Raw genomic sequence first — 21060 nt, 5'->3', positions numbered from 1 at the left:
CGTCCAAAACGGACGGGCGGGACGCCCATCCCACAATAACAATTAAAATTGTAAGTTATTTAATTCGCGATCCTAAGCGGGATTTCACGTTAGTTGTTAGTTGTATTTTATACGCTTGCTGTTCGGCATTTAAAAAAGCACATCTTCACTTCCGCAGTGAAAAACCCTCTATTCTTCCCCCCCTCAGACTCTCTCCCCCTCTCCCCTTCTCCCCTTCTCCCCGCCCCCTGGCAATCACGATATGCAGCAGCTTATTTAGCAGGAGTTGCGGCTTGAGAAGTCGGCGGCGCAATATTAATTAATGGCAAAGTTCCGCCTCCTCCCATTACTGTCGGAAACTGGCCGTTCCATTTTTCAATTGCTTGCTGCTGCAAAATTTCGGCTGTTAAAGTTTGTCGCTGCAAGCGTTGAGCTTCAGCTTTACCTTTAGCACGGTTAATTTCAGCTTGAGCATCTTGGGTTGCTTTTTGAACAGTAAATTCTGCTTGTTTAGCTTCTTGTTCGGCTATTTGTTTGGATTCGATGGCTTTGCTAAATTCTGGAGAAAAGCCAAAATTTATTAAAGAAACATCTCTGACAATCACTCCGTAAGGTTCCAAACGCTTTTTAAGGCTGTTGTCGATTTCTGTTTTAAGTTCCGTGCGCTTAGTGATAATTTCTTCTGCGGTTTTTTTAGAAGTTGCTGCTTTGAGAACTTCCGAAATTGCCGGACTCAGAATGCTGGTAACAATTTGTTCTTCGTCTCCTATTTGTTGGTAAATTTGATTTACTTTTGCTGGGTCAACATTCCAGTTAACTGCCAAATCTGTCGTAATGCTTTGCAAATCTTTGGATGCTGCATCTGCTTTCAAATCTGTTTTTTGTACCCTCACGCTGAGAGTTTTTACAGAGGTGACGATCGGGAAAATCGGGTGAATGCCTTCATCTAAAATCGCGTCTTGAACTTTCCCGAAGCGCATCATAACGCCCCGTTCCCCTGGGCCGACGAGGGCAAAAGGTCTTAAAATTAAGGCTGCGATGATGAAGACGATGCCACCGACGATGTAGAGAGCTAGGTTGTACTGAACACTTTGCATGGTTTTCATATGTTGATTCACCTATGTTGTGTTACTTGATGTTAGTTTTATATTCGATGTTATCTAAGATTATAACTTCATGTTAATGGTGCAACCACTCATAAATTTATGTATCTTTATTCATAAAAGTCATATACTTGTCAGGGTCTGGGAACCTCTTAGCTCGATGAGTGGGTATGAACAATCCCACTTGTAGCTGGGTGAGATTATTGATGAATAAATGTTTCAATCATCTTGACAAAGAGGATTTTTTTAGATAAAGCAGAAGTAAATAGATAGCTCGATCGCTCTTTGAGAAGCGATAAAAGGGCGATCGGAAAGACAAAGCTTTCTAGAAAGCTAAAAAATCAGAATTCAACTGCTAATTTGTGGGTAAATTTTAATGGTAAATGGCAGGTGCGTGCTACAAAAACCTTTGCGGGTTCATGCAAGCCACGAAAGATAGAATTTCCCTCTCAGACCTACAGACTCTATTTGTAGAATTGGCATCGGCCCGCCTTGCTCAACCCTCCTGAGTAGAAAAAAAGACTCCTTGGGCAAGTTGGGAATTTATAGCTACAAACGATAAAAATCCGAGTTTAAAAATGCCCAAAAATAAGTTAAGCTTAGATGAGAACGGTTGAAAAAAAATCAAAATGTTGCAGCGACACCCTTGGCCGCAGACAATTGAAGAGGCGATCGCCATTCAAGAACAGCTTCGGTCAGAGGTAATTACCCAAAATCAACTGGACACAGTTCGGTACGTCGCCGGTGTAGATGTCGGCTACGACATTACAGACGATGTATCGCGGGCCGCTGTAACAGTTCTGAGCTTTCCCGACTTGCAATTGCAGCAGCAAGCTGTGGTTCGCAGTCCTACAACTTTTCCTTATATTCCGGGTTTCCTGTCTTTTCGAGAAGTGCCGGCAGTTCTCGAAGCTTTGGAAAATATAAGTTTGAGGCCAGACTTGATATTGTGCGACGGTCAAGGACTAGCCCATCCCCGCCGATTCGGTCTGGCCTGCCATTTGGGGGTTTTGACAGGGATTCCCACGATCGGAGTTGCCAAAAATCGATTTATTGGAGAACATTCAGAAGTCGGACTCGATCGGGGCAGTTGGCAACCCTTGCTGCTAGAGGGCTCAACGGTAGGAGCCGCGCTGAGGACGCAAACAGGCGTAAAACCGATGTATGTTTCCATAGGTCATAAGGTAAACTTGATAAGTGCGATCGAGTACGTCCTGCGCTGCGCCCCAAAATATCGCTTGCCAGAAACCACTCGATCGGCAGACCAACTAACATAGGGATAACTGGCAAGTGCGGAATGCCCAAAAAAAAAGTAAAAAGACCAAAAAAGCATCCGTCTTTGGACTTTTAATTTTTGAGGTGGCGCGGTTAAGTCGAAAAATCCTCTGAGTCTACTGCCAATCAGCTTTCGGTTCCATCCTTCCAGCGAACTAAAGAATGACTATACCTGAGAAAGAGGTATAAAAGTTGGGGAGGTTTATAGAATGATTGAAAGACAGTAACCAGCTTAAAACATTGGCGGCTCTAACTATAGTGCCCGGGCGTGAACTATTTTTAGTTCACATTTGTAAATTATGAAAGAGTCATCCTGCGAGTTAAACCAAAAGCTTAGATTCGTGTGATGAGGTTTCATAATTTACCGTCGGATATCTCACCACTGGCTGGGAGTAACCATGACAGTGGGAGGCGAAGGCGCGATCGAGCTAAAAAATCAGAAAAAAACAAGGAGACAGTCATGGCTGAGAAAAGCAAACGCGGATTCGCTTCTATGGATGCAGAAAAACAGCGCGCAATTGCTAGCAAAGGCGGAAAAGCTGCACACGAGAAAGGAACTGCACACGAATTCACCCCTGAAGAAGCCAGACAAGCTGGCCAAAAAGGCGGCGAAGCTGTCAGCAGAAATCGCGAACACATGGCTCAAATTGGTCGCGAAGGCGGTCGCAAAAGCCGCAAAAGCGAAGCTTAAGTCTCTTAAGGCTTGCCCTGTAATGAAAGATTGCACAGTTGCAGCGTGAGACATAGCACTAGGACAGTAAACGTTTGAGGAGGGGGGGCGATCGAAGTTACCAAGGTAGTTTGATCGTCCAGCCTCCAAAATTCGTGACTAGCGCACCATAGCTTTGCAAAGGTGAAAACCCCACAGGAATTACTTTTTAGCAATCGCTGGCAAATCTTGAACAGCAATTTTTTAACAAAGCTGCACTGCGGTCAATAATTTTGCGGGAAAGAAAGGCTGACAAGCGCGATTCAGTCTCTCAAAAAAAGCCAATACGAGCACTAAAAGCCCCGAAGTCAGGGCTTTTTTGTATAGCTGCACATAATAATATTTTTAGAAGTGCGATCGAGTCTGCGTCAATAATTCTAATTAAGTTTTTTGGTGAGGAACTCCGTCCTCAAAATAAATCAGCTAATATTTTTTTATCAGGAAATTGGGTTTAAAACCCCGTCCTTCGCTTGACGGCTTTAATTGTAAAGTTTTAATAACTCACGGAACATCCTATGCTGAACATAGTAGCATAAGGTGGGAGGTAAAACCATGCTAGTTTTCGAGTTTAAAGCATACGGAAAATCAAATCAGTTTACTGCCGTAGACGAAGCAATTCGTACCGCAAAATTCGTCCGCAATAGCTGTATAAGGTATTGGATGGACAACAAAAAGGTGGATAAATATGATTTGAATAAATACTGCGCTGTACTGGCGCGTGATTTTTCCTTTGCTGACGAACTCAACTCAATGGCTAGACAAGCTAGCGCAGAACGAGCATGGTCTTCTATCTCCCGATTCTACGATAACTGCAAGAAGGGTGTGGCCGGCAAAAAAGGCTATCCACAGTTCCAGAAAGATTGCCGCTCTGTTGAGTATAAATCAACTGGATGGAAACTTGCCGACGACCGAAAATCCATCAATTTTACCGACAAGAAAGGGATTGGGCGGTTAAAACTCAAGGGGACACGCGATTTGCATTTCTATCCAATTAGCCAAATAAAACGGGTGAGATTGGTAAAACGTGCGGATGGCGTATACGTTCAGTTTTGTATTGATATTGATCGAAAGGAAAACATAGCCCCCTCTGGGAACACCATAGGCTTAGACGTAGGATTGAAGGAATATTACACCGACTCAAAAGGAATTACGGTTGAGAACCCGAGATTTTTGCGAAAAGGTGAAAAAGTCCTTAAACGTTGTCAACGTCGGGTGTCCAGGAAAGTAAAAGGTTCAAACAACAGGGACAAAGCTAGGCGGATTCTAGGCAAACGCCATCTCAAAATAAGTAGGCAGCGTAAAGACCATGCAATGAAGCTTGCACGGTGCGTAATCTCATCAAACGATGTAATCGCTTACGAAGATTTGAGAATAAAAAATCTGGTGAAGAATCATTGCTTGGCTAAGTCTATTAACGACGCATCTTGGTATCAGTTCCGTGTCTGGCTTGAATACTTTGGAAAAGTATTTGAAAAGATTACGGTTGCGGTGAATCCGCAATATACCAGCCAAGAATGCTCTAGCTGCGGTGTAATTGTCAAGAAAACGCTATCTACTAGAACGCACGTCTGTAAATGTGGGTGTGTAATGGATAGAGATAAAAACGCGGCTAGAAATATCCTGAGTCGAGGATTGGGTACGGTAGGGCATACCGGAACTTTTGCGCTTGACGCAAGTAACGCTTTAGGAGAATCAATCTCTACTTTGGCTGGAGAAATCCTGCCTCAGCAAATTGGCTCGTAGATTAAAGAATCCCGGTGCGTTTACGCGCCCGGAGTGTCAAATTTTTGAGCTAACTATAAAATCATGACAAACCAGCTCACTTTAGCATGGACAGAAGCTGGGGTGCGTCAAACTCGAACAATTCAAAACGGACAGCCGAGCAAAAATCCGGGAACCGTGAGGCTAGGGCGCGATCCGGCGAAGTGCGATATAGTATTTTCGCATCCCAGCGTATCGGGTCTGCACGTTGAAATATTTTTTAATCAGGAATTGCAGGAGTATGCAGTGCGGAATTTGCGCGAAAGCAATCCGCCCCTGGTAGATGGAAAAATTCTCGCCCAAGGCGAAGCAAAATTGAAATTGGGAAGCCACATCCATTTAGGGCAAGTGCAAATCGAGGTGGTAAATGTCACGGAGGTGCAGGTAGCCGCGCCCCAGACAGTTTTGCTGGGGCCTCCCGCACCTGGTAACTTTCAGCCGACGGGGCCTTCACAATATGGTTTGCAGTGTCCCAAATGCAGCCGAATTTCGCCTTACGCGCAGTTGAATGCGGGGTGTCCGTGGTGCGGTACTTCTTTGGCGGCGGCGGCGAGTGTGATGATCTCTCCTTGAAAGTTGGAAAAATGGAAAGTCTGGCTATCCGCTAAACACTCTCAACTTCAAAAATCTTTTTTTGCAGAAAGCTCAAAGCCGACGGCTGATGTTTAAAAAATAATCATGAATTCTCAACCCTTGCGCCTGCGACTGACTTGGACAGATACAGCTACGGGGGATTGTCGATCCCCCATACTCGACTTACCCATCGCTTTGGGGCGAATTTTTGAAGCTATGCCCGCCACAATCAACGGGAAACGAGTTTCTCGAATTGCCCTCAGCAGCAGTCAAGTTTCTCGCTTTCACGCAGTGATTGGCAGTGAAGGTAACAGTATTTTACTTACTGACACGGGCAGCCGCAACGGTACTTTTGTTAACGGCGTTCGCCAAACCCGTTGCGTGCTGGCAAACGGGGATATGCTGCAAGTTGGGCCCTACGCGATCGGCATTTCTTTTGCTGTTAATTCCCCAGAAACCCCGTCGGTCAATTCTCACATTTTCTTTAACCCGCAGACCAATGGGCCAGACCCTGCATTGGGGCCGCAAATAATGTCGCAGGTTTCTCAAACAAGTAGTAGGGGAGAATTTCCGCCGATCGCATTTTTGCACGCTTCTCAAGTGTCAATGCGATCGCTCCAATCTATGGGACTCCCTGTAACAGAAGTTGATTGGGCTGCTGTTGGCGGCGGTTTGGGTAGCTTTATTTGGGTGGATTTGCTGAGAATTTGCGGCGTAAAAATCGATCGAATTGCTGTTTTGGGCATGGAAAACCAGCCTTACGCGCGCTACCTGCGTCTGTGCCTGAATTCTCAAATTCCGCTGCGGGAACGCCTACGATCGAATTCTGACTCTTGTCCAGACAACATTTGGGGCTGGCCTCCCTATGCTTTGCGGGAAGCTTGGCAGGAATTGCTGAAAGGGCGTTTGGGGATGTCGTTGATGTTGATGTGGCAGGTGTTTGCTGAACCGACTTTTGCCGAAACTTATACGCCTCGCGCGGGGAATGTGTTTGATTCTATTGACAGGGAAGTCGATCGAATTGGGTGGAATCAGATGTTTCGCTACGGTAGAGTGCGGGGAATTCGCAAAACAGATGACGGCAGGTACGCGATCGCTTATTCTCGATCGAATGCCGAACACCGCGACCACGCTTTTTTAATCGCGAAATACGTACACTTAGCCACCGGCTATCCCGCCATTCAATTTTTGCCGGATTTGCAAGCTTACCGCGAAAAAACCCAGGATTTTGAGTCGGTTGTCAACGCTTACGAAAGCCACGACGGCGTTTACGAAAAATTGGAGGCCAGCGGCGGCAGCGTGTTAATTAGAGGCCGGGGAATTGTGGCTTCGCGGGTGGTGCAGCGGATTTACGAAGCGCGACAGCGGAACAGTAATATTCAAGTATTGCATTTGATGCGATCGCCCAAACCTCAAGGTAACAAATTTAAACTCGCTGAGCGCAGCGTCGAAAATCACTACGAATTTCAACCTTTCAACTGGCCGAAAGCTTGCTGGGGCGGGGAACTCCGCGTACTTTTGGAAAAAGCCGCCCCCGAATTTCGCCCGCAGTTGCTCACCGACTGGGGCGGCACTACCACAGCCCAGCGCAGCGACTGGCGACGAATTGTCAAAGAAGGCTTAAGTCAAGGATGGTATCAAATTACCTTCGGGGAAGTCGAGCGAGTCGAGCGCGACAGTCAAAACCGCACAGTGACGTACATTCAGGAGAAGGAACTCAAGGGGCAAATTAAGTTAGAAGCTGATTTTATTATTGATGCTACCGGTTTGGACGCTAAGGTAAAAACCAGTCCTTTATTAAACGATTTGGTAGCTCAATATAATCTTCCCCTCAACGGTTTGGGCCGGCTGAGTGTTAACAACGATTTTGAAGTGCCCGAATTGCGGAATTCTTCTGCTAGCAACACAGAAGGCCGGGTATATGCAGCCGGCGCGATTACTTTGGGGGGGCCTTACGCGCCCGTAGACAGTTTTTTGGGCTTGCAATACGCCGCCTTGCGATCGGTTGAAAGTCTGGCCGCCCACCGAGTTGCTGGTGTGCGGAAATTGAGCGTTTGGCGATCGTTTGTGCAATGGTTGAAATGGATTTTAAATAAATCTCCAGATTGATTAGAAACAAAACCGTTTCGCATTCAATCTAAAATCCAAAATCTAAAATCCAAAATCGAATGACTCCCACCTTATTTGGCCGATGGCAAACTCGAATATTATTATTTGCAACTGTAGGGCTTTTAGTAACACTGCCATTTTTTCTAGGTTTAATAACTTCTCAATCAGGCTCAATCTTTTTCTGGATTTTAGGGTATATAGCGATTTTTGGCCTCGGCTGGGATGCTTTATATATATACATCCAGCAGTTCCGATGGGATCGAGATTGGCCCGGTGCATTTCAATTGCTCGCCGGGATTTGGGAAGCACTTTTTGTGTTATTTTTAATCAAAATTATCGGTTTGCCGGGGATACCTGCACAAGATTTTGACTTGGGAGCTTTTGCTTTGCATTATAGTTTAGTATGGCTGGCTATTTATCTGGCGTCGCAAACACTGATGCGAATTTTGTTTCCCCACTGGCGTTTCCGTGGCGGCCAATGGTTGTAATAATACCTATAGAGGCGGGTTTTACAAAAAATAATCACCTCAAATTAATAATCTCATAAACCCGCGCCGCCCGGTCAATTACCAATTACCAATTCCCAATTCCCCATGCCCAATTCCCAATTCCCCATCCCCTGTATTTTCTCATTTTTTTCGGGTTCTGGCTTGCTCGATCTGGGTTTCGAGTCGATCGGCTTTAATATAGCGTATGTCAATGAAATTTTCCCACCTTTCATGCAAGCATACCGCTATTCTCGGCAGTGTCTAAATTTACCACAGCCAGAATACGGGTATTGCGAAGGAGAGGAAGCAGATGTAACTCGACTTGTAGGGGGACAACCAGCTTTTCGCCTGCGGGAATTGATGCAGGATGCCCGCAAGCATCACGATATTGTGGGATTTATCGCGGGGCCGCCTTGTCCTGACTTTTCTATTGGTGGCAAAAACCGGGGTCAAGAAGGAGATAAAGGCCAACTTTCAGCTTCATACATTGAATTAATTTGTCAGCAGCAGCCAGATTTCTTTTTGTTTGAAAATGTCAAAGGTTTGTGGAGAACCAAAAAACATAAATCTTTTTACGACGAACTAAAACAGCAGTTGGCTGATTCGGGATACGTTTTTGCCGAACGTTTAATTAATGCGATAGAATACGGTGTCCCGCAAGATAGAGACAGAATTATTTTGATGGGCTTTAGAAAAAACCTTGTCAAAAATCTGGGCATTTCCCTAGAAGAAAAAAGCCAAATGTTATCCGAAAGTTTATTTCCTTGGCAAAGTCAGATATTATATCCCAAATCAGAAATTTTTTCTCATCCTTGGCCTGATAGAACTGCCTTTGCAGATGATGGTTTCGTGCCTTGTCCTGATGGCATTCCCCAAGATTTAACGGTAGAATTTTGGTTCCAAAAAAATGACGTTCTCAACCATCCCAATGCCAAACACTATTTTCAACCCAAAGCAGGCATTAAGCGGTTTGCTTCCGTTGATGAAGGAGATGATTCAAAAAAATCTTTCAAGCGATTGCACCGATGGCGTTATTCGCCAACAGCGTGTTACGGCAATAACGAAGTTCACTTGCACCCTTACAAACTTCGCCGACTTTCTGTTGCAGAAACACTGGCTATTCAGTCACTGCCAAAAGATTTTGCACTGCCGGCAAAGATGACGTTAACTAATATGTTTAAAACTGTTGGCAATGGGGTTCCTTATTTGGCTGCACAAGGTATTGCCAAAACAATTTTACAGTTTTTTTATCACTAAAAAAACAAAATAGCCCGATACCAGACTTCGCAGATTTTGTGGGTATCTAAAAATATTTGTAGCGATAAGGGGCGCATTGCACACCCTATAATTATTAAAATTCCCAATTACCAGACCTATGTCGTTTAACACAGAAGTGTTATAATAAAGTGTTAAGGTTGAAAACCTATATTTTTTATTTGCCTGCAATTCGCCATGACCGTTAAACCCCGCCGCTATCACATCACTACTTTCGGATGCCAGATGAATAAAGCCGACTCGGAACGGATGGCCGGCATTCTGGAAAATATGGGCTTTGAGTTCTCGGAAGACCCGAACGAAGCTAGCTTGATTCTCTACAATACTTGCACAATTCGCGATAATGCCGAACAAAGAGTTTATTCTAACCTCGGAAGGCAAGCTCATCGCAAGCGCCAAGAACCGGGTTTAACTTTAGTTGTAGCTGGATGCGTGGCGCAGCAGGAAGGTGAAGCGCTGCTGCGGAGAGTGCCGGAATTAGACTTAGTAATGGGGCCGCAACACGCTAACCGACTTGAAGATTTGCTGGAACAAGTTTTTGAGGGCAATCAAGTTGTGGCGACTGAAGCTGTTGAAATTATGGAGGATATTACTAAGCCGCGCCGCGATAGCAAGGTGACTGCTTGGGTGAATGTAATTTACGGCTGCAATGAACGCTGCACTTATTGTGTTGTCCCGAATGTTCGCGGGGTTGAACAGTCGCGAATGCCGGAGGCAATTCGCGCGGAAATGGAGGATTTGGGCCGTCAAGGTTACAAGGAAGTAACTTTGTTGGGGCAAAATATTGATGCTTACGGGCGCGATTTGCCGGGGACAAAACCGGACGGCAGCAACCAGCATACTTTGACGGATTTGCTTTATTTTGTGCAGGATGTGCCGGGAGTCGATCGCCTCAGATTTGCTACTAGCCACCCGCGCTATTTTACGGAAAGATTGATTAAGGCTTGTGCTGAATTACCGCAGGTTTGCGAACATTTTCACATTCCTTTTCAGTCGGGAGATAATGATATTTTGAAGGCGATGTCGCGGGGTTATACTCAGGAAAAATACCGCCGGATTATTGATACAATTCGCCGTTATATGCCGGATGCTTCGATTACTGCGGATGCGATTGTGGGTTTCCCTGGGGAGACGGAAGCGCAGTTTGAGAAGACTCTGAAGTTGATCGAAGATGTTGGTTTCGATTTGGTGAATACTGCGGCTTATTCGCCTCGCCCTGGGACGCCGGCGGCTTTGTGGGAAAATCAGTTGAGTGAGGAGGTGAAAGCCGATCGCCTGCAACGAATCAATCATGTAGTGACAACAACGGCGATGGAACGATCGCAGCGCTATTTCGGACGCACTGAAGAGGTTTTGGTGGAAGTCCAAAATCTCAAAGATTCAACTCAGGTGATGGGACGCACTCGCGGCAATCGTCTCACCTTTTTTAAGGGCGATATTGCTGAATTGGCGGGTAAAATTGTGCGGGTTAAAATTACAGATATTCGCGCTTTTAGTTTGACGGGGGAAATGCTTTAAATAGCACCGGAATGAGATAGGGGACGGCTTACTGGTGAACTTTTCTAAGAAGATGTAATTTATTTTACCGCAGAGAGCGCAGAGGACACAGAGGAAGAGTGGAAGGGAGGGGATAAGTAGTCTTAAAGCGGTTCGTATGTGCCTTAGTTGCGCTCTCTGCGTGTATATTTGTCGAAAAGTCCTAGGAGTAGTGAAAAATGACAATGATGCGGATCGGGCTATTGTTCGGGGGGCGATCGGGCGAACACGAAGTCTCAATTAGTTCGGCGCGGGCGATCGCCCGTGCCCTCGCTGCGGAGGAAAATGCCTCTAAATACGAAGTTCTGCCCTTTTACATCCAAAAAAACGGCCGCTGGCTGTCGGGAACATTACCTCAACAAGTCTTAGACACCGGAAAACCTCTGGAAATAGAGGAACAAACAGCAGAAGATGATTCTCCCGCTGGACAGTTTCCTAATTTTAATGCTGTAGATGTTTGGTTCCCTGTTTTGCACGGCCCAAACGGTGAAGACGGCACTGTGCAAGGGTTGCTGAAATTATTGCAAGTTCCTTTTGTCGGTTCGGGGGTTTTAGGTTCGGCGCTGGGAATGGATAAAATTGCCATGAAAATGGCTTTTGCTCAGGCTGGTTTGCCGCAGGTAAAATACATCGCTGTCAACCGTTCCGAAATCTGGTCTAATCCTTGCGTTTTCCCTAAACTCTGTGATAAAATTGAAGCTGAGTTGGGCTATCCTTGCTTTGTCAAACCAGCTAATTTGGGTTCGTCTGTTGGGATTTCTAAAGCTCGATCGCGTGCTGAGTTAGAAGCTGCTCTCGACAGCGCCGCTAGCTACGATCGGCGGATAATTGTCGAAGCGGGTGTGGTTGCTAGAGAATTAGAATGTGCAGTTTTAGGTAACGATAATCCCCAAGCTTCAACGGTGGGAGAAATTTCTTTTCAAAGCGATTTCTACGACTACGAAACTAAATATACCCAGGGACAAGCCGACTGCTCAATCCCGGCAAAAGTCAGCGGTGCGATCGTCTCGCAAATCCAAGAAATGGCAGTGCAAGCATTTTTGGCTGTAGACGCTGCAGGTTTAGCGCGAGTAGACTTTTTCTACATTGAATCAACCGGAGAAGTTTTGATTAACGAAATCAACACTTTTCCCGGCTTTACAGCTACCAGTATGTATCCGCAAATGTGGGCAGCGGACGGCATTTCTTTCCCTGAATTAGTAGACCGTTTAATTCAATTAGCTCTGGAAAGGCACGGGGAAAAAGGTTGAATTGCGATTTGCAAACCGCTGCCCGGTCAACTGAAAATAAATTATTTTCGCAGGTAATATATCCATACTAGCGGAAACGATATAACATAGTTGTGGCAGGCTCTGCCTGCCAGCAACCCGATTTCCCCTGCTGGTCGAGCAACTGGAAATTTTCAGCAGTCGGGTATAAATAAATACACTATAAAGTGGTTAAGAAAGAAGGGCGAATAGCAGCGCCAATCTCACATCTTGCATCTCAAATTTTAACTCGGTTAACTTAGATGAGACGTTTCACTCAACTGCAGCAGTGGTGGACTTACGGACTGGTATTTCCCCTAGCGGTACTCAACTGCTGGTTAGCCCTCCTAGTCTTTGAATATTTTCGCGCCCTGATTACAGTTTTGGTAGTGGCTACAGTGCTGTCTTTTTTGCTAGATTATCCCGTGCGCTTTCTGCACAGATACGGCTTAAAGCGCGATCGAGCAGTTTTATCGGTATTGTTTTTGACTTTACTGGTATTGGTAGTTTTAGCTATCACTCTGGCTCCCATTCTGCTAAACCAAATCACTGAGCTCGCCACCCGACTGCCGACTTGGATAGTTTCTGGCACACAACAGATTGAAGCATTCCACAATTGGGCGGAAAATCGCAATCTCCGCATTGATGTTAGCGGTTTAACTACCCAATTGAGCGATCGACTTTCATTTCAATTGCAGTCTCTCACTGGCGAAATTCTCAGATTTGGTTTGGGTGCTGCAGACAGTCTGTTGAATTTTCTCCTCACAATAGTCGTGACATTCTACTTGCTCTTGCACGGCGATCGCGTATGGGAAGGATTATTTAAATGGTTTCCCTCCAAGCTGAGCCTTCAATTGCGAGAGTTGCTGGCGCGAAGCTTCCACAACTACTTCGTCGGGCAAGCAACTTTGGCGGGTTTGATGGGACTGTCTATCACTGTTGCTTTTTTAATTATGCGAGTTCCCTTCGGACTTCTGTTCGGTTTGGGTGTGGGTGTAATGACTATGATTCCCTTCGGGGCACCTTTCAGTATTTGCATTGTCAGTTTGCTAATCACATTAAACAACTTTTGGCTCGGAGTCACAGTTTTAGCTGTCGCTACAGTAATTCAGCAAATAATTGAAAGTGGCGTTGCTCCTCGGTTATTAGGCGGTTTTATAGGTCTCAATCCTGTGTGGATTTTAGTGTCGCTGCTGGTGGGGGTTAAGGTGGCAGGAATAGCAGGTTTGTTAGTTGCTGTGCCGATGGCTGGTTTTATTAAGAATACTGTTGATGTTTTGGAAAGTTCGAGGAACAAGTCGAGGGAAATCGATTCGGTTAGTTCCATTGAACCGATGGAGCAATAAAATTCCTCCATAGGTTCAAATTTTAGATTTGAAGAGAGTTTTTGCAGGCTATTTTGACTTAAGGTTTAGTTGGTACTTTAGCTTGAGGCTTTACAGGTTTTTTACTTCCTGCTTTAGGGTGAGGCTTTCCGGTGCTTTAACTGCTATCCTTCATGGATGCAGGCGGGGTCAAAAACTCCGTTTCTACGTTAACCTCGATCGCTCACAACGAATATTTTGCGTAGAAACCTGGTTTTTTTGAGTGCACGATTGTTGTTGACTTCGGATATCAATCCTGTCAGAAACCTCAGCCTAAAGGCGTGAGGCTTGAAAGAGAAATCTAACAGGCCATTCTGACCAGACTAAGCTTTAAATAGCTACGTTATTTAGGTCACGACACCCGCTTGATGCGAAGCTAGTCCCTTGCTCTGTCGCTAGTGGTTAAACAGTCTTAAGGTCACGCTCGACAGTGCTGCTAGCCGGCGCAAGCCTTTATAACCTTGTCGAAGCTAACTTTACCCCAGAAATGGGAGTTTGGGGCAACCATTCCCCAAAAATCGGAGAGGTTGCATTAAATTCCCTCTCCGACCCCGAAAGGGGATTTAATTCAATGTAAAGCCGTCCTATAAGGACGGGGCTTCAGACCCAGTTTTTTGGTGAAAAGTTCGCGAGAAATGCGGAATATGCGAGCTGGCTACCGTAGTTTGTATTATCGCACTCACACAGCAATTCGCCAGTGCCGACCCAGTTCGATCGCACTCAAAAGCTCGAATCCACAAACAATTTGCCGGCGACTGTCCGGTTTCTACCCCAGCTTGTAGGGTAAACCCCACCAGTCAAGCAGAACTCATAAATGCTTGAATTAAAATTAAAGAACCTTTAGTTGTAATTTAATTACAGTAGGTGCTAAAAATGCAAAATCCTAATTATAACTCTCCCTCTAACTCCCACCAAATCAATACTATGTCAACTAAAAATATGCCTGCTACAACTGTGCGTTCTCGCCGTTCTTCTTTGCCGAAAAAACTGGCTTTTTTATCCCTAATTTTGCTCGGCTCCACCGCAACTGTTGGGTGCAACGCCCTAACTTCTGGAGTTCCTGGAAGTTCTAACGCCATTCAAGCTGAACCTTCAACTGCAGCGCCAATCTCAGCATTGCCTGCCAATATACTCCCCTCTCAAGACTCTAATTTTGTCACTAAAGTTGTGCAGGAAGTTGGCCCGGCAGTGGTGCGGATCAATTCCTCTCGCACGGTGACGAACCAAGTTCCAGATGAGATACCTGAGCAATTCCGCCGCTTCTTTGGTTCAGAATCTCCGATTGCGCCGGGAAATCGGGTAGAAAGGGGCTCCGGTTCGGGTTTTATTTTTGGTTCTGATGGCCGCATTTTGACTAACGCTCACGTCGTTGACCGCGCGGATACGGTGACGGTAAAACTGAAGGATGGCCGCGAATTTGTCGGCAAAGTTTTAGGCGTAGATACAGTAACTGATGTGGCTGTTGTTAAAATTGAAGCTAACAATTTGCCTGTGGTGAATTTGGGCAAATCTGAAGAGTTACAGCCGGGAGAATGGGCGATCGCGATCGGCAATCCCCTCGGTTTGGACAATACTGTGACTGTGGGAATTATTAGCGCTACAGGCCGTTCTAGCGCCGATGTCGGTGTTCCCGACAAGCGCGTCAGCTTTATTCAAACCGACGCTGCGATCAATCCCGGCAATTCTGGCGGCCCGCTGCTGAACCAGCGCGGTCAAGTTATCGGCATGAATACGGCGATTATTCAAGGCGCTCAAGGATTGGGTTTTGCTATTCCGATCGATCGAGCACAACAAATTGCCGACCAATTAGTAACAGTAGGAAAAGCCGAACATCCTTATCTCGGCGTTCGGATGTTGAGCATTACTCCCGCAATCAAGAGAGAATTTAATCAAAATCCCAACACCAAATTGAGGCTGACTGAAGATAAAGGCGTGTTAGTTTTGGGAGTTGCGAGAAATTCTCCGGCGGCACAAGCTGGAGTTCGCGTTGCCGATGTGATCAAGAGAATCAATGGTGCAGAAGTCAGCGATGCTGGCAGCGTACAGCAAATTGTCGAGAAAAGTACAGTGGGCAGCGATCTGCAGCTTGAATTAAGCCGCGGCGGACAACCTGTTACTGTGGCGGTGAAAGCGGGTGCTTTTCCAGCGGATCAGCAGCGGTAGTAACACCTAAAAAAATAGAATGCCCAGAGCCCAGACTTCTTTAAGAATTCTGGGTTCTAACATTTCAAAACCTCTTTGATACTCGGCGGTTGAAACCGCTACTACACAAACAAAGTCCGCCTACGCGGACTAAGAAATAAAAGGAGATTTAAGCCAAATTTGGTATAATTTACAATTATTTCTATTGGTTATTAAAAGGTAGAAAAATGGCTCACATCAATCTGCGGCGTACTGAAAATATCAGCGGTAATTTTTATGTAGACAGTAGCTGCATTGACTGCGATACTTGTCGGTGGATGGCACCGGAAGTATTTGGTCAAGCGGGAGAACAGTCGGCGGTTTACCAGCAGCCAACAAACGAGACTGAAGAAATGCGATCGCTCGCGGCTCTTTTGTCTTGTCCCACAAGTTCGATCGGCACTGTAGAAAAACCCAAAAGGATCAAAGAAGCCCAGCAACTGTTACCCGCACTCGTAGCAGAAAATGTCTATCACTGCGGCTACCACTCAGAGACATCCTACGCCGCAGCCAGCTATTTAATTGTCCGTCCCGAAGGCAATATTTTAGTTGATTCTCCCCGTTTTGTGCCGCCGCTAGTTAAAAATATCGAAGCAATGGGCGGCATTCGCTATATGTACTTGACTCACCGCGATGATGTGGCAGATCATCAACAATACCACGACCATTTTGGGTGCGATCGCATCATTCATTATGACGAAATTAACGCTGATACTTGCCGTGTAGAAATGCAATTGTCGCCCACAGAACCGTATCAACTAGCAGATGATTTGTGGATTATATCGGTGCCAGGTCACACGAAAGGTCACACAGTTTTGCTTTACAATAACAAGTTTTTGTTCACCGGCGATCATCTTGCTTGGTCGGAAAGTTTGCAGCAGCTAGTTGGCTTTCACGATGTCTGTTGGTATTCTTGGCCCGAACAAATCAAATCTATGCAGAATTTGGCTAATTACTCGTTTGAATGGGTGTTGCCGGGACACGGCCGCAGGTATAATGCCGATCGACAAACCATGAGCGAGCAAATGCAAAAGTGTATTGCTTGGATGCTCGATGCTTAATAGTTTAAAACCCCTTTTATACTGAAACCAATCCTACACACACTTTCGTCCGATAACCAGTTGTAGCGGCTGGTGTGATGAGCCCCCCAGCGTTCCACCGGAATTGGCAACTATTTGGCGAGGGCGGCTTCTAGTCCATCATCGTTCATACCGTAGATATCGGGACTTATCGGATGTCGATCGGCTTTAACGTCTACACATAAGGTGGGATTGGCTGTTTGGGCGATGCCATTTGTGATGTAAGCTGTTGTTGTGGCGATTGCCAAAGTCGTGATTAAACCCAATAAAAATAGGACAAGCCAACGAGGTTTATTTTCGAGAGACTGCAATAAAAATCGTGGATTCATTAATTTATGATATAGTGTTTAATAAGGCTTCTTTAAAATCTGCTGCACTTTTATAATAAATTTCAGGATTGTCAACTAAAGCGCGATCGATCACGGTGGCTAGCGGTTGAGGGATGGACGAAGTGCGATCGCGAATAGGAACTGCATCATTATCCAAAACAGCACGAAACGGGTCTAATCCCACAAAATTGCGAGGCGAATATCCCGTAATCATCACGTACAAACAAGCCGCCGCCGCCCACACATCAACCTCCGGTTTCGCATACTTATAATCAAGCACTTGCTGTCGCGGCATAAAATACGGCGTACCGACAGCATTACCAGTCATCGTTTGGCCGCTTAAACCCGCTTGATCGAAAGCTTTTGCTAACCCATAATCCCCAATCTTAGCAACTTGTTTCCCACCCACATTCGCCAGAAAAATATTCCCCGGCTTCAAATCCCGGTGAATCAAACCCCGTCCCTTGGCAAAACTACCATCAGCCAATCTTACATTCGGAATTTCCGCATTATGTGTATAAGTCAAACCATCTAAAACTTGCACAATAATAGCTACAGATTCAGCGATCGGCAAAGTGCTGACAGCGCGTTTTGCCATCAAATCAACAACACTACCACCCTCACAGAATTCCATCGTGAAAAAGAAAGTATCATCAGCATAACCAGACTCTTTAAATCCTGCCACATGAGGATGTTTCAAACATTTAGTATTATCAACTTCCCGCAAAAACCAATTCACAGCCCGCTGATTCGCAGCAACTTTTGGTAACATCACTTTCAGGGCGACTTCTTCATTTGTTTGTTTATGTCGCGCCAAATAAACCAAACTAAAACCACCCTTACCCAACTCTTTTAGTAAAACATAATCACCGAGAACTCCGATATTATTTTTACCACCGACAGCTTTGAACAGAAAAGCTTTCAGCATCTCCCACAAATTCTCTTGATTTGAGGGAATAATTGGGGGTGATTGTTGTTTGAGATTTTTCGCAATTTCCGGGTCAAGAGCAACAGCAACTCGAAAAGAAGTATCGCTGAGTGTAAATTCATCTCCCCCCTGCAAGTCGTATTCTGGGAATTGAATTTGAGCCGCGTCTTCGGGAGTTTGATGTGGTTCTCGCTGACCGATTTTTTCGCCATTAACAAAAGTGCCATTTTTGCTACCGAAATCGCGCACCCGGATATCGGGAGGATTGATATCCAGCAAGCAGTGATAGCGGGAGATGGTGCGGTGTTTTTCGTCGTCGGGAATATTGGGATAGCAATCTTTAGCGCGGCCGATAATACAAGTAGTGCGGGTATCAAAGGTGAATTCTTTGCCTTTGAGATTACCTGCGGTGATAGTGAGGGTAACTTTTGAAGTCATATAAATTGTAAATTATGAATTTTGGATTATAGACACTTTTGCACCCACCCTTAGTAAAATGCTAACTCTTGCTCCCCCCCTTAGCAAGGGGGGGCTGGGGGGGGTTAAATACCAGATATTCTCAACGAACTAATCTCATGTACCCTCCAAACTCTTACTCCCCCCCTTACCAAGGGGGGGCTGGGGGGGGTAAAAGAGTAGATGCAATAAACGATTAAATCTAATCTACATTTCTAACTCTTGCTCCCCACCCTCAACAAAGGGCTAACTCTTGCTCCCCCCCTTAGCAAGGGGGGCTGGGGGGGTAAAAGAGTTAATGCAATAAACGATTAAATCTCATGTACATTTCTAACCATTACTCCCCACCCTTAACAAAGAGCTAACTCTTGCTCCCCACCCTCAACAAGGGGCTAACTCTTGCTCCCCCCCTTACCAAGGGGGGGCTGGGGGGGGTAAAACACCCGATGTTCTCAACGATTTAATCCCCTCCACAATCACCTCTAAAACCCCATCCAAATTATGATAAACATCATCATTAGTAAACCTCAAAAAATTAATCCTTGCCGCTTCAATAAACTCTTGCCTTTCTGCATCATATTCTACAGCGCCATCCACAAAATGGCTGTCACCATCAACTTCTAGTGCTAACTTGATTTCTGGTGAATAAAAATCTAGCGCAAATGCTGCTACACTGTATTGTCTGCGAAATTTACAATTTTCAAGCTGTCTGTTTCTGATACGTTTCCATAGCTGCTTTTCAGCTTCTGTCATTTCTCTGCGAAGCTGCTGTCGTTTGAATTTTTCTGAGCTTTTGTTGTAGAGTTTTGTCATTGTTGTATAGGATTTAACCCCCCCCAGCCCCCCCTTGGTAAGGGGGGGAGTAAGAGTTATTTGAGTTTTTTAGTTGGTTGTTTGATATTTTAACCCCCCCCAGCCCCCCCTTGGTAAGGGGGGGAGTAAGAGTTATTTGAGTTTTATTGTTGGTTGCTTAGTCTTGGTTGTTAATGCAAACTACAAATTTTGTTTCTTGCGTTATGGAGTTTGGAGGCTGTTGGTGGGGAGGTAGAAACCGGGTTTCTTCCTGAATCTGGGTGATGATAAATAAATTATCGCAGAAACCCGGTTTCTGAGATTGATTTTACTTTGATTATTTGCTCGTTATGTCCCGACAACCCCGTCGGAAACGTAGACAGGGTAAGGTTTCGTGGTTTTGGACTTTGTTATAAATCTTTATGAAATCCTGTAACGCTTAGATGTTACAGTCTACAAGTCTCTACGTGAGAGAAGAGATAACCCATCCCCAACCACACAACTTTCCACATCTCATTATTCACCACCCTACCACCCTCCTCTCCTAACCCAACCGCCACAAACCCCACGGGGAGGTGAGCTTCCACCGCCGTTTTCTCTGAAAAAGTGAGGTCGTTGTAGTACAGCCATTGGTTATTTCTTCTCCAGCCTACCTTGTCGCCAAACTTCTGCCAAATTTCACTATTATATTCCCTAGTTCCCCCCAGACTTTGATAAATGCGCTTCTGCATCGAAAAGCCGAAGTGACCATTAGAATATTTTACCCAAAGTTGGTCAATGGTACGCAAGTCCTCGCAGGGGAATTTTTCAATACTTTCTTCATTCAGCCATCCTTCTTTCTCCCTACCCGCCACTTTCAACATCACTCTCAGAGTTTCCTCATCCGCTTCTTTCCACTTTTTAGCCGCCAATAAATTACGCAAATTTATATAATCCATCCCCACGGCTGAAATTACCCGTGTAGTCTCAGCAGCCACTGGTTTTGGTATCAGCAAATCCAACCATTCCTGCACCGACTGCGGGCGATTTTGCGGTTCCAACTCCATTCCTTTCATAATCGCCGCATTCACCCTGTCGCTAATCTGAGCATTATATAGTTTTGGCGCAATCAAAGGGTCTATTACCTTTCTACCACGGGATTCAATCGGTTTCTGATCCGTTAGCATATTGTACAGCGTCGCCGCCAAAGAATAAACATCAGTATAAGCGCCAAGTTGAGGGCGTTTTTCCGCAAGTTCAATGGGTGCGTAATGGGCAGTTCCTGTAACACTATTAGTCATTAACTTTTCCGATGAATGCACCTGTCGTGCTAAACCAAAATCAATCAAAACAGCTTCCATACCGCGCTCTCTAAGCATGATATTTTCGGGTTTAACATCGCGGTGAGTCAGGTTTTGCTTGTGCACGCAAGTCAGTGCATCGCCTAATTGCTGAATCATTGACAAAGCTTTTTGTTCCGACAAACGGCCGTTTTCTTTGAGATGGGTAGCCAAGTCAATCCCATCGATTAATTCCATTACTATGCAATTGAAATCACCCTCGCGAAATATATCATAAACTTCGACAATATGGGGATGACGACACTTGGCTAAAGACATTGCTTCCTTGAGGAATTTATTTTGTGTTTTAGCAAAATCTGGCTGGAATTGTTGGAAAAGATTCAGAGTTTTGATGGCAACGGACTTACCTTCATGGCGATTTTGAGCGCGGTAGGTTTCACCGAATCCACCGCCGCCAAGGTATTCTTCAATGATATATTTGCCGTCGTCCAGTTGTTGTCCGTCTTGCCAGCGTTTCATCGTGGGTGTTTGAGGGGGAGGAGATGATGGTTGTGATTATAGCTTATGTGGGGGAATTTTGTTTAGGGTTTGAAGTT

Annotated in this window: 17 protein-coding genes; 12 read left to right on the top strand and 5 right to left on the bottom strand. The window is 45.4% G+C overall.

Translation table 11 applies throughout. The annotated features are described in order from the left end of the window. Positions 1 to 251: 251 nt before the first annotated feature. Positions 252 to 1085 carry a prohibitin family protein gene (locus tag QT987_RS15675; protein ID WP_333241570.1) on the bottom strand — a complete coding sequence of 278 codons (834 nt, stop codon included), beginning with the start codon at positions 1083 to 1085 and terminating at the stop codon, positions 252 to 254. Between the two features lie 626 nt (positions 1086 to 1711). Between QT987_RS15675 and nfi the strand changes: the two genes are divergently transcribed. The 12 genes from nfi to QT987_RS15615 all read left to right on the top strand — a co-directional run bounded on the left by nfi (position 1712) and on the right by QT987_RS15615 (position 16661). Further along, positions 1712 to 2359, top strand: a complete 648-nt coding sequence (gene nfi, locus QT987_RS15670; RefSeq protein ID WP_333241568.1) for a deoxyribonuclease V — start codon at positions 1712 to 1714, stop codon at positions 2357 to 2359. Positions 2360 to 2817: 458 nt separating this feature from the next. Continuing rightward, the gene (locus QT987_RS15665; RefSeq protein WP_006631632.1) at positions 2818 to 3048 is read left to right on the top strand and encodes a KGG domain-containing protein; all 231 of its coding nucleotides are present in this window, start codon (positions 2818 to 2820) and stop codon (positions 3046 to 3048) included. A 570-nt stretch (positions 3049 to 3618) separates the two neighbouring features. Then, the gene (locus QT987_RS15660; RefSeq protein WP_333241566.1) at positions 3619 to 4809 is read left to right on the top strand and encodes a transposase; all 1191 of its coding nucleotides are present in this window, start codon (positions 3619 to 3621) and stop codon (positions 4807 to 4809) included. A gap of 63 nt (positions 4810 to 4872) precedes the next feature. Next, complete coding sequence (locus QT987_RS15655; RefSeq protein ID WP_333241564.1) at positions 4873 to 5400, top strand: FHA domain-containing protein; 528 nt, start codon at positions 4873 to 4875, stop codon at positions 5398 to 5400. Between the two features lie 105 nt (positions 5401 to 5505). Next, the gene (locus QT987_RS15650) at positions 5506 to 7509 is read left to right on the top strand and encodes an FHA domain-containing protein (RefSeq protein WP_333241562.1); all 2004 of its coding nucleotides are present in this window, start codon (positions 5506 to 5508) and stop codon (positions 7507 to 7509) included. Positions 7510 to 7568: 59 nt separating this feature from the next. Next, on the top strand, positions 7569 to 7997 hold the full coding sequence (locus tag QT987_RS15645; RefSeq protein ID WP_333241560.1) for a hypothetical protein: 429 nt from the start codon (positions 7569 to 7571) through the stop codon (positions 7995 to 7997). A gap of 105 nt (positions 7998 to 8102) precedes the next feature. Beyond that, on the top strand, positions 8103 to 9254 hold the full coding sequence (locus QT987_RS15640) for a DNA cytosine methyltransferase (protein WP_333241558.1): 1152 nt from the start codon (positions 8103 to 8105) through the stop codon (positions 9252 to 9254). A gap of 195 nt (positions 9255 to 9449) precedes the next feature. Beyond that, positions 9450 to 10790, top strand: a complete 1341-nt coding sequence (gene miaB, locus QT987_RS15635) for a tRNA (N6-isopentenyl adenosine(37)-C2)-methylthiotransferase MiaB (RefSeq protein ID WP_333241556.1) — start codon at positions 9450 to 9452, stop codon at positions 10788 to 10790. Positions 10791 to 10987: 197 nt separating this feature from the next. Further along, on the top strand, positions 10988 to 12058 hold the full coding sequence (locus tag QT987_RS15630) for a D-alanine--D-alanine ligase family protein (RefSeq protein ID WP_333241554.1): 1071 nt from the start codon (positions 10988 to 10990) through the stop codon (positions 12056 to 12058). Positions 12059 to 12318: 260 nt separating this feature from the next. Then, positions 12319 to 13401 carry an AI-2E family transporter gene (locus QT987_RS15625; RefSeq protein WP_333241552.1) on the top strand — a complete coding sequence of 361 codons (1083 nt, stop codon included), beginning with the start codon at positions 12319 to 12321 and terminating at the stop codon, positions 13399 to 13401. A gap of 942 nt (positions 13402 to 14343) precedes the next feature. Beyond that, positions 14344 to 15582 (top strand): HhoA/HhoB/HtrA family serine endopeptidase, encoded by a 1239-nt coding sequence (locus QT987_RS15620; protein WP_445300352.1) that lies wholly within the window; start codon positions 14344 to 14346, stop codon positions 15580 to 15582. Positions 15583 to 15788: 206 nt separating this feature from the next. Then, on the top strand, positions 15789 to 16661 hold the full coding sequence (locus QT987_RS15615) for an MBL fold metallo-hydrolase (protein WP_333241548.1): 873 nt from the start codon (positions 15789 to 15791) through the stop codon (positions 16659 to 16661). Between the two features lie 110 nt (positions 16662 to 16771). Here QT987_RS15615 and QT987_RS15610 read toward each other — a convergent pair whose 3' ends face one another. From QT987_RS15610 to QT987_RS15595, 4 genes are all read right to left on the bottom strand, one after another. Then, the gene (locus tag QT987_RS15610; RefSeq protein ID WP_333241546.1) at positions 16772 to 17008 is read right to left on the bottom strand and encodes a hypothetical protein; all 237 of its coding nucleotides are present in this window, start codon (positions 17006 to 17008) and stop codon (positions 16772 to 16774) included. A gap of 4 nt (positions 17009 to 17012) precedes the next feature. After that, complete coding sequence (locus QT987_RS15605; RefSeq protein WP_333241544.1) at positions 17013 to 18374, bottom strand: protein kinase domain-containing protein; 1362 nt, start codon at positions 18372 to 18374, stop codon at positions 17013 to 17015. A 429-nt stretch (positions 18375 to 18803) separates the two neighbouring features. Beyond that, positions 18804 to 19205 carry an endonuclease domain-containing protein gene (locus tag QT987_RS15600; RefSeq protein WP_333241542.1) on the bottom strand — a complete coding sequence of 134 codons (402 nt, stop codon included), beginning with the start codon at positions 19203 to 19205 and terminating at the stop codon, positions 18804 to 18806. A 425-nt stretch (positions 19206 to 19630) separates the two neighbouring features. After that, positions 19631 to 20983, bottom strand: a complete 1353-nt coding sequence (locus QT987_RS15595) for a serine/threonine-protein kinase (protein ID WP_333241540.1) — start codon at positions 20981 to 20983, stop codon at positions 19631 to 19633. Positions 20984 to 21060: the final 77 nt, after the last annotated feature.

Source organism: Microcoleus sp. SVA1B4, from assembly GCF_036700545.1.
Taxonomy (GTDB): Bacteria; Cyanobacteriota; Cyanobacteriia; order Cyanobacteriales; family Microcoleaceae; genus Microcoleus.
The sequence above is the reverse complement of the archived record's forward strand: the minus strand, read 5'-3'. Positions and strand labels throughout refer to the sequence as shown.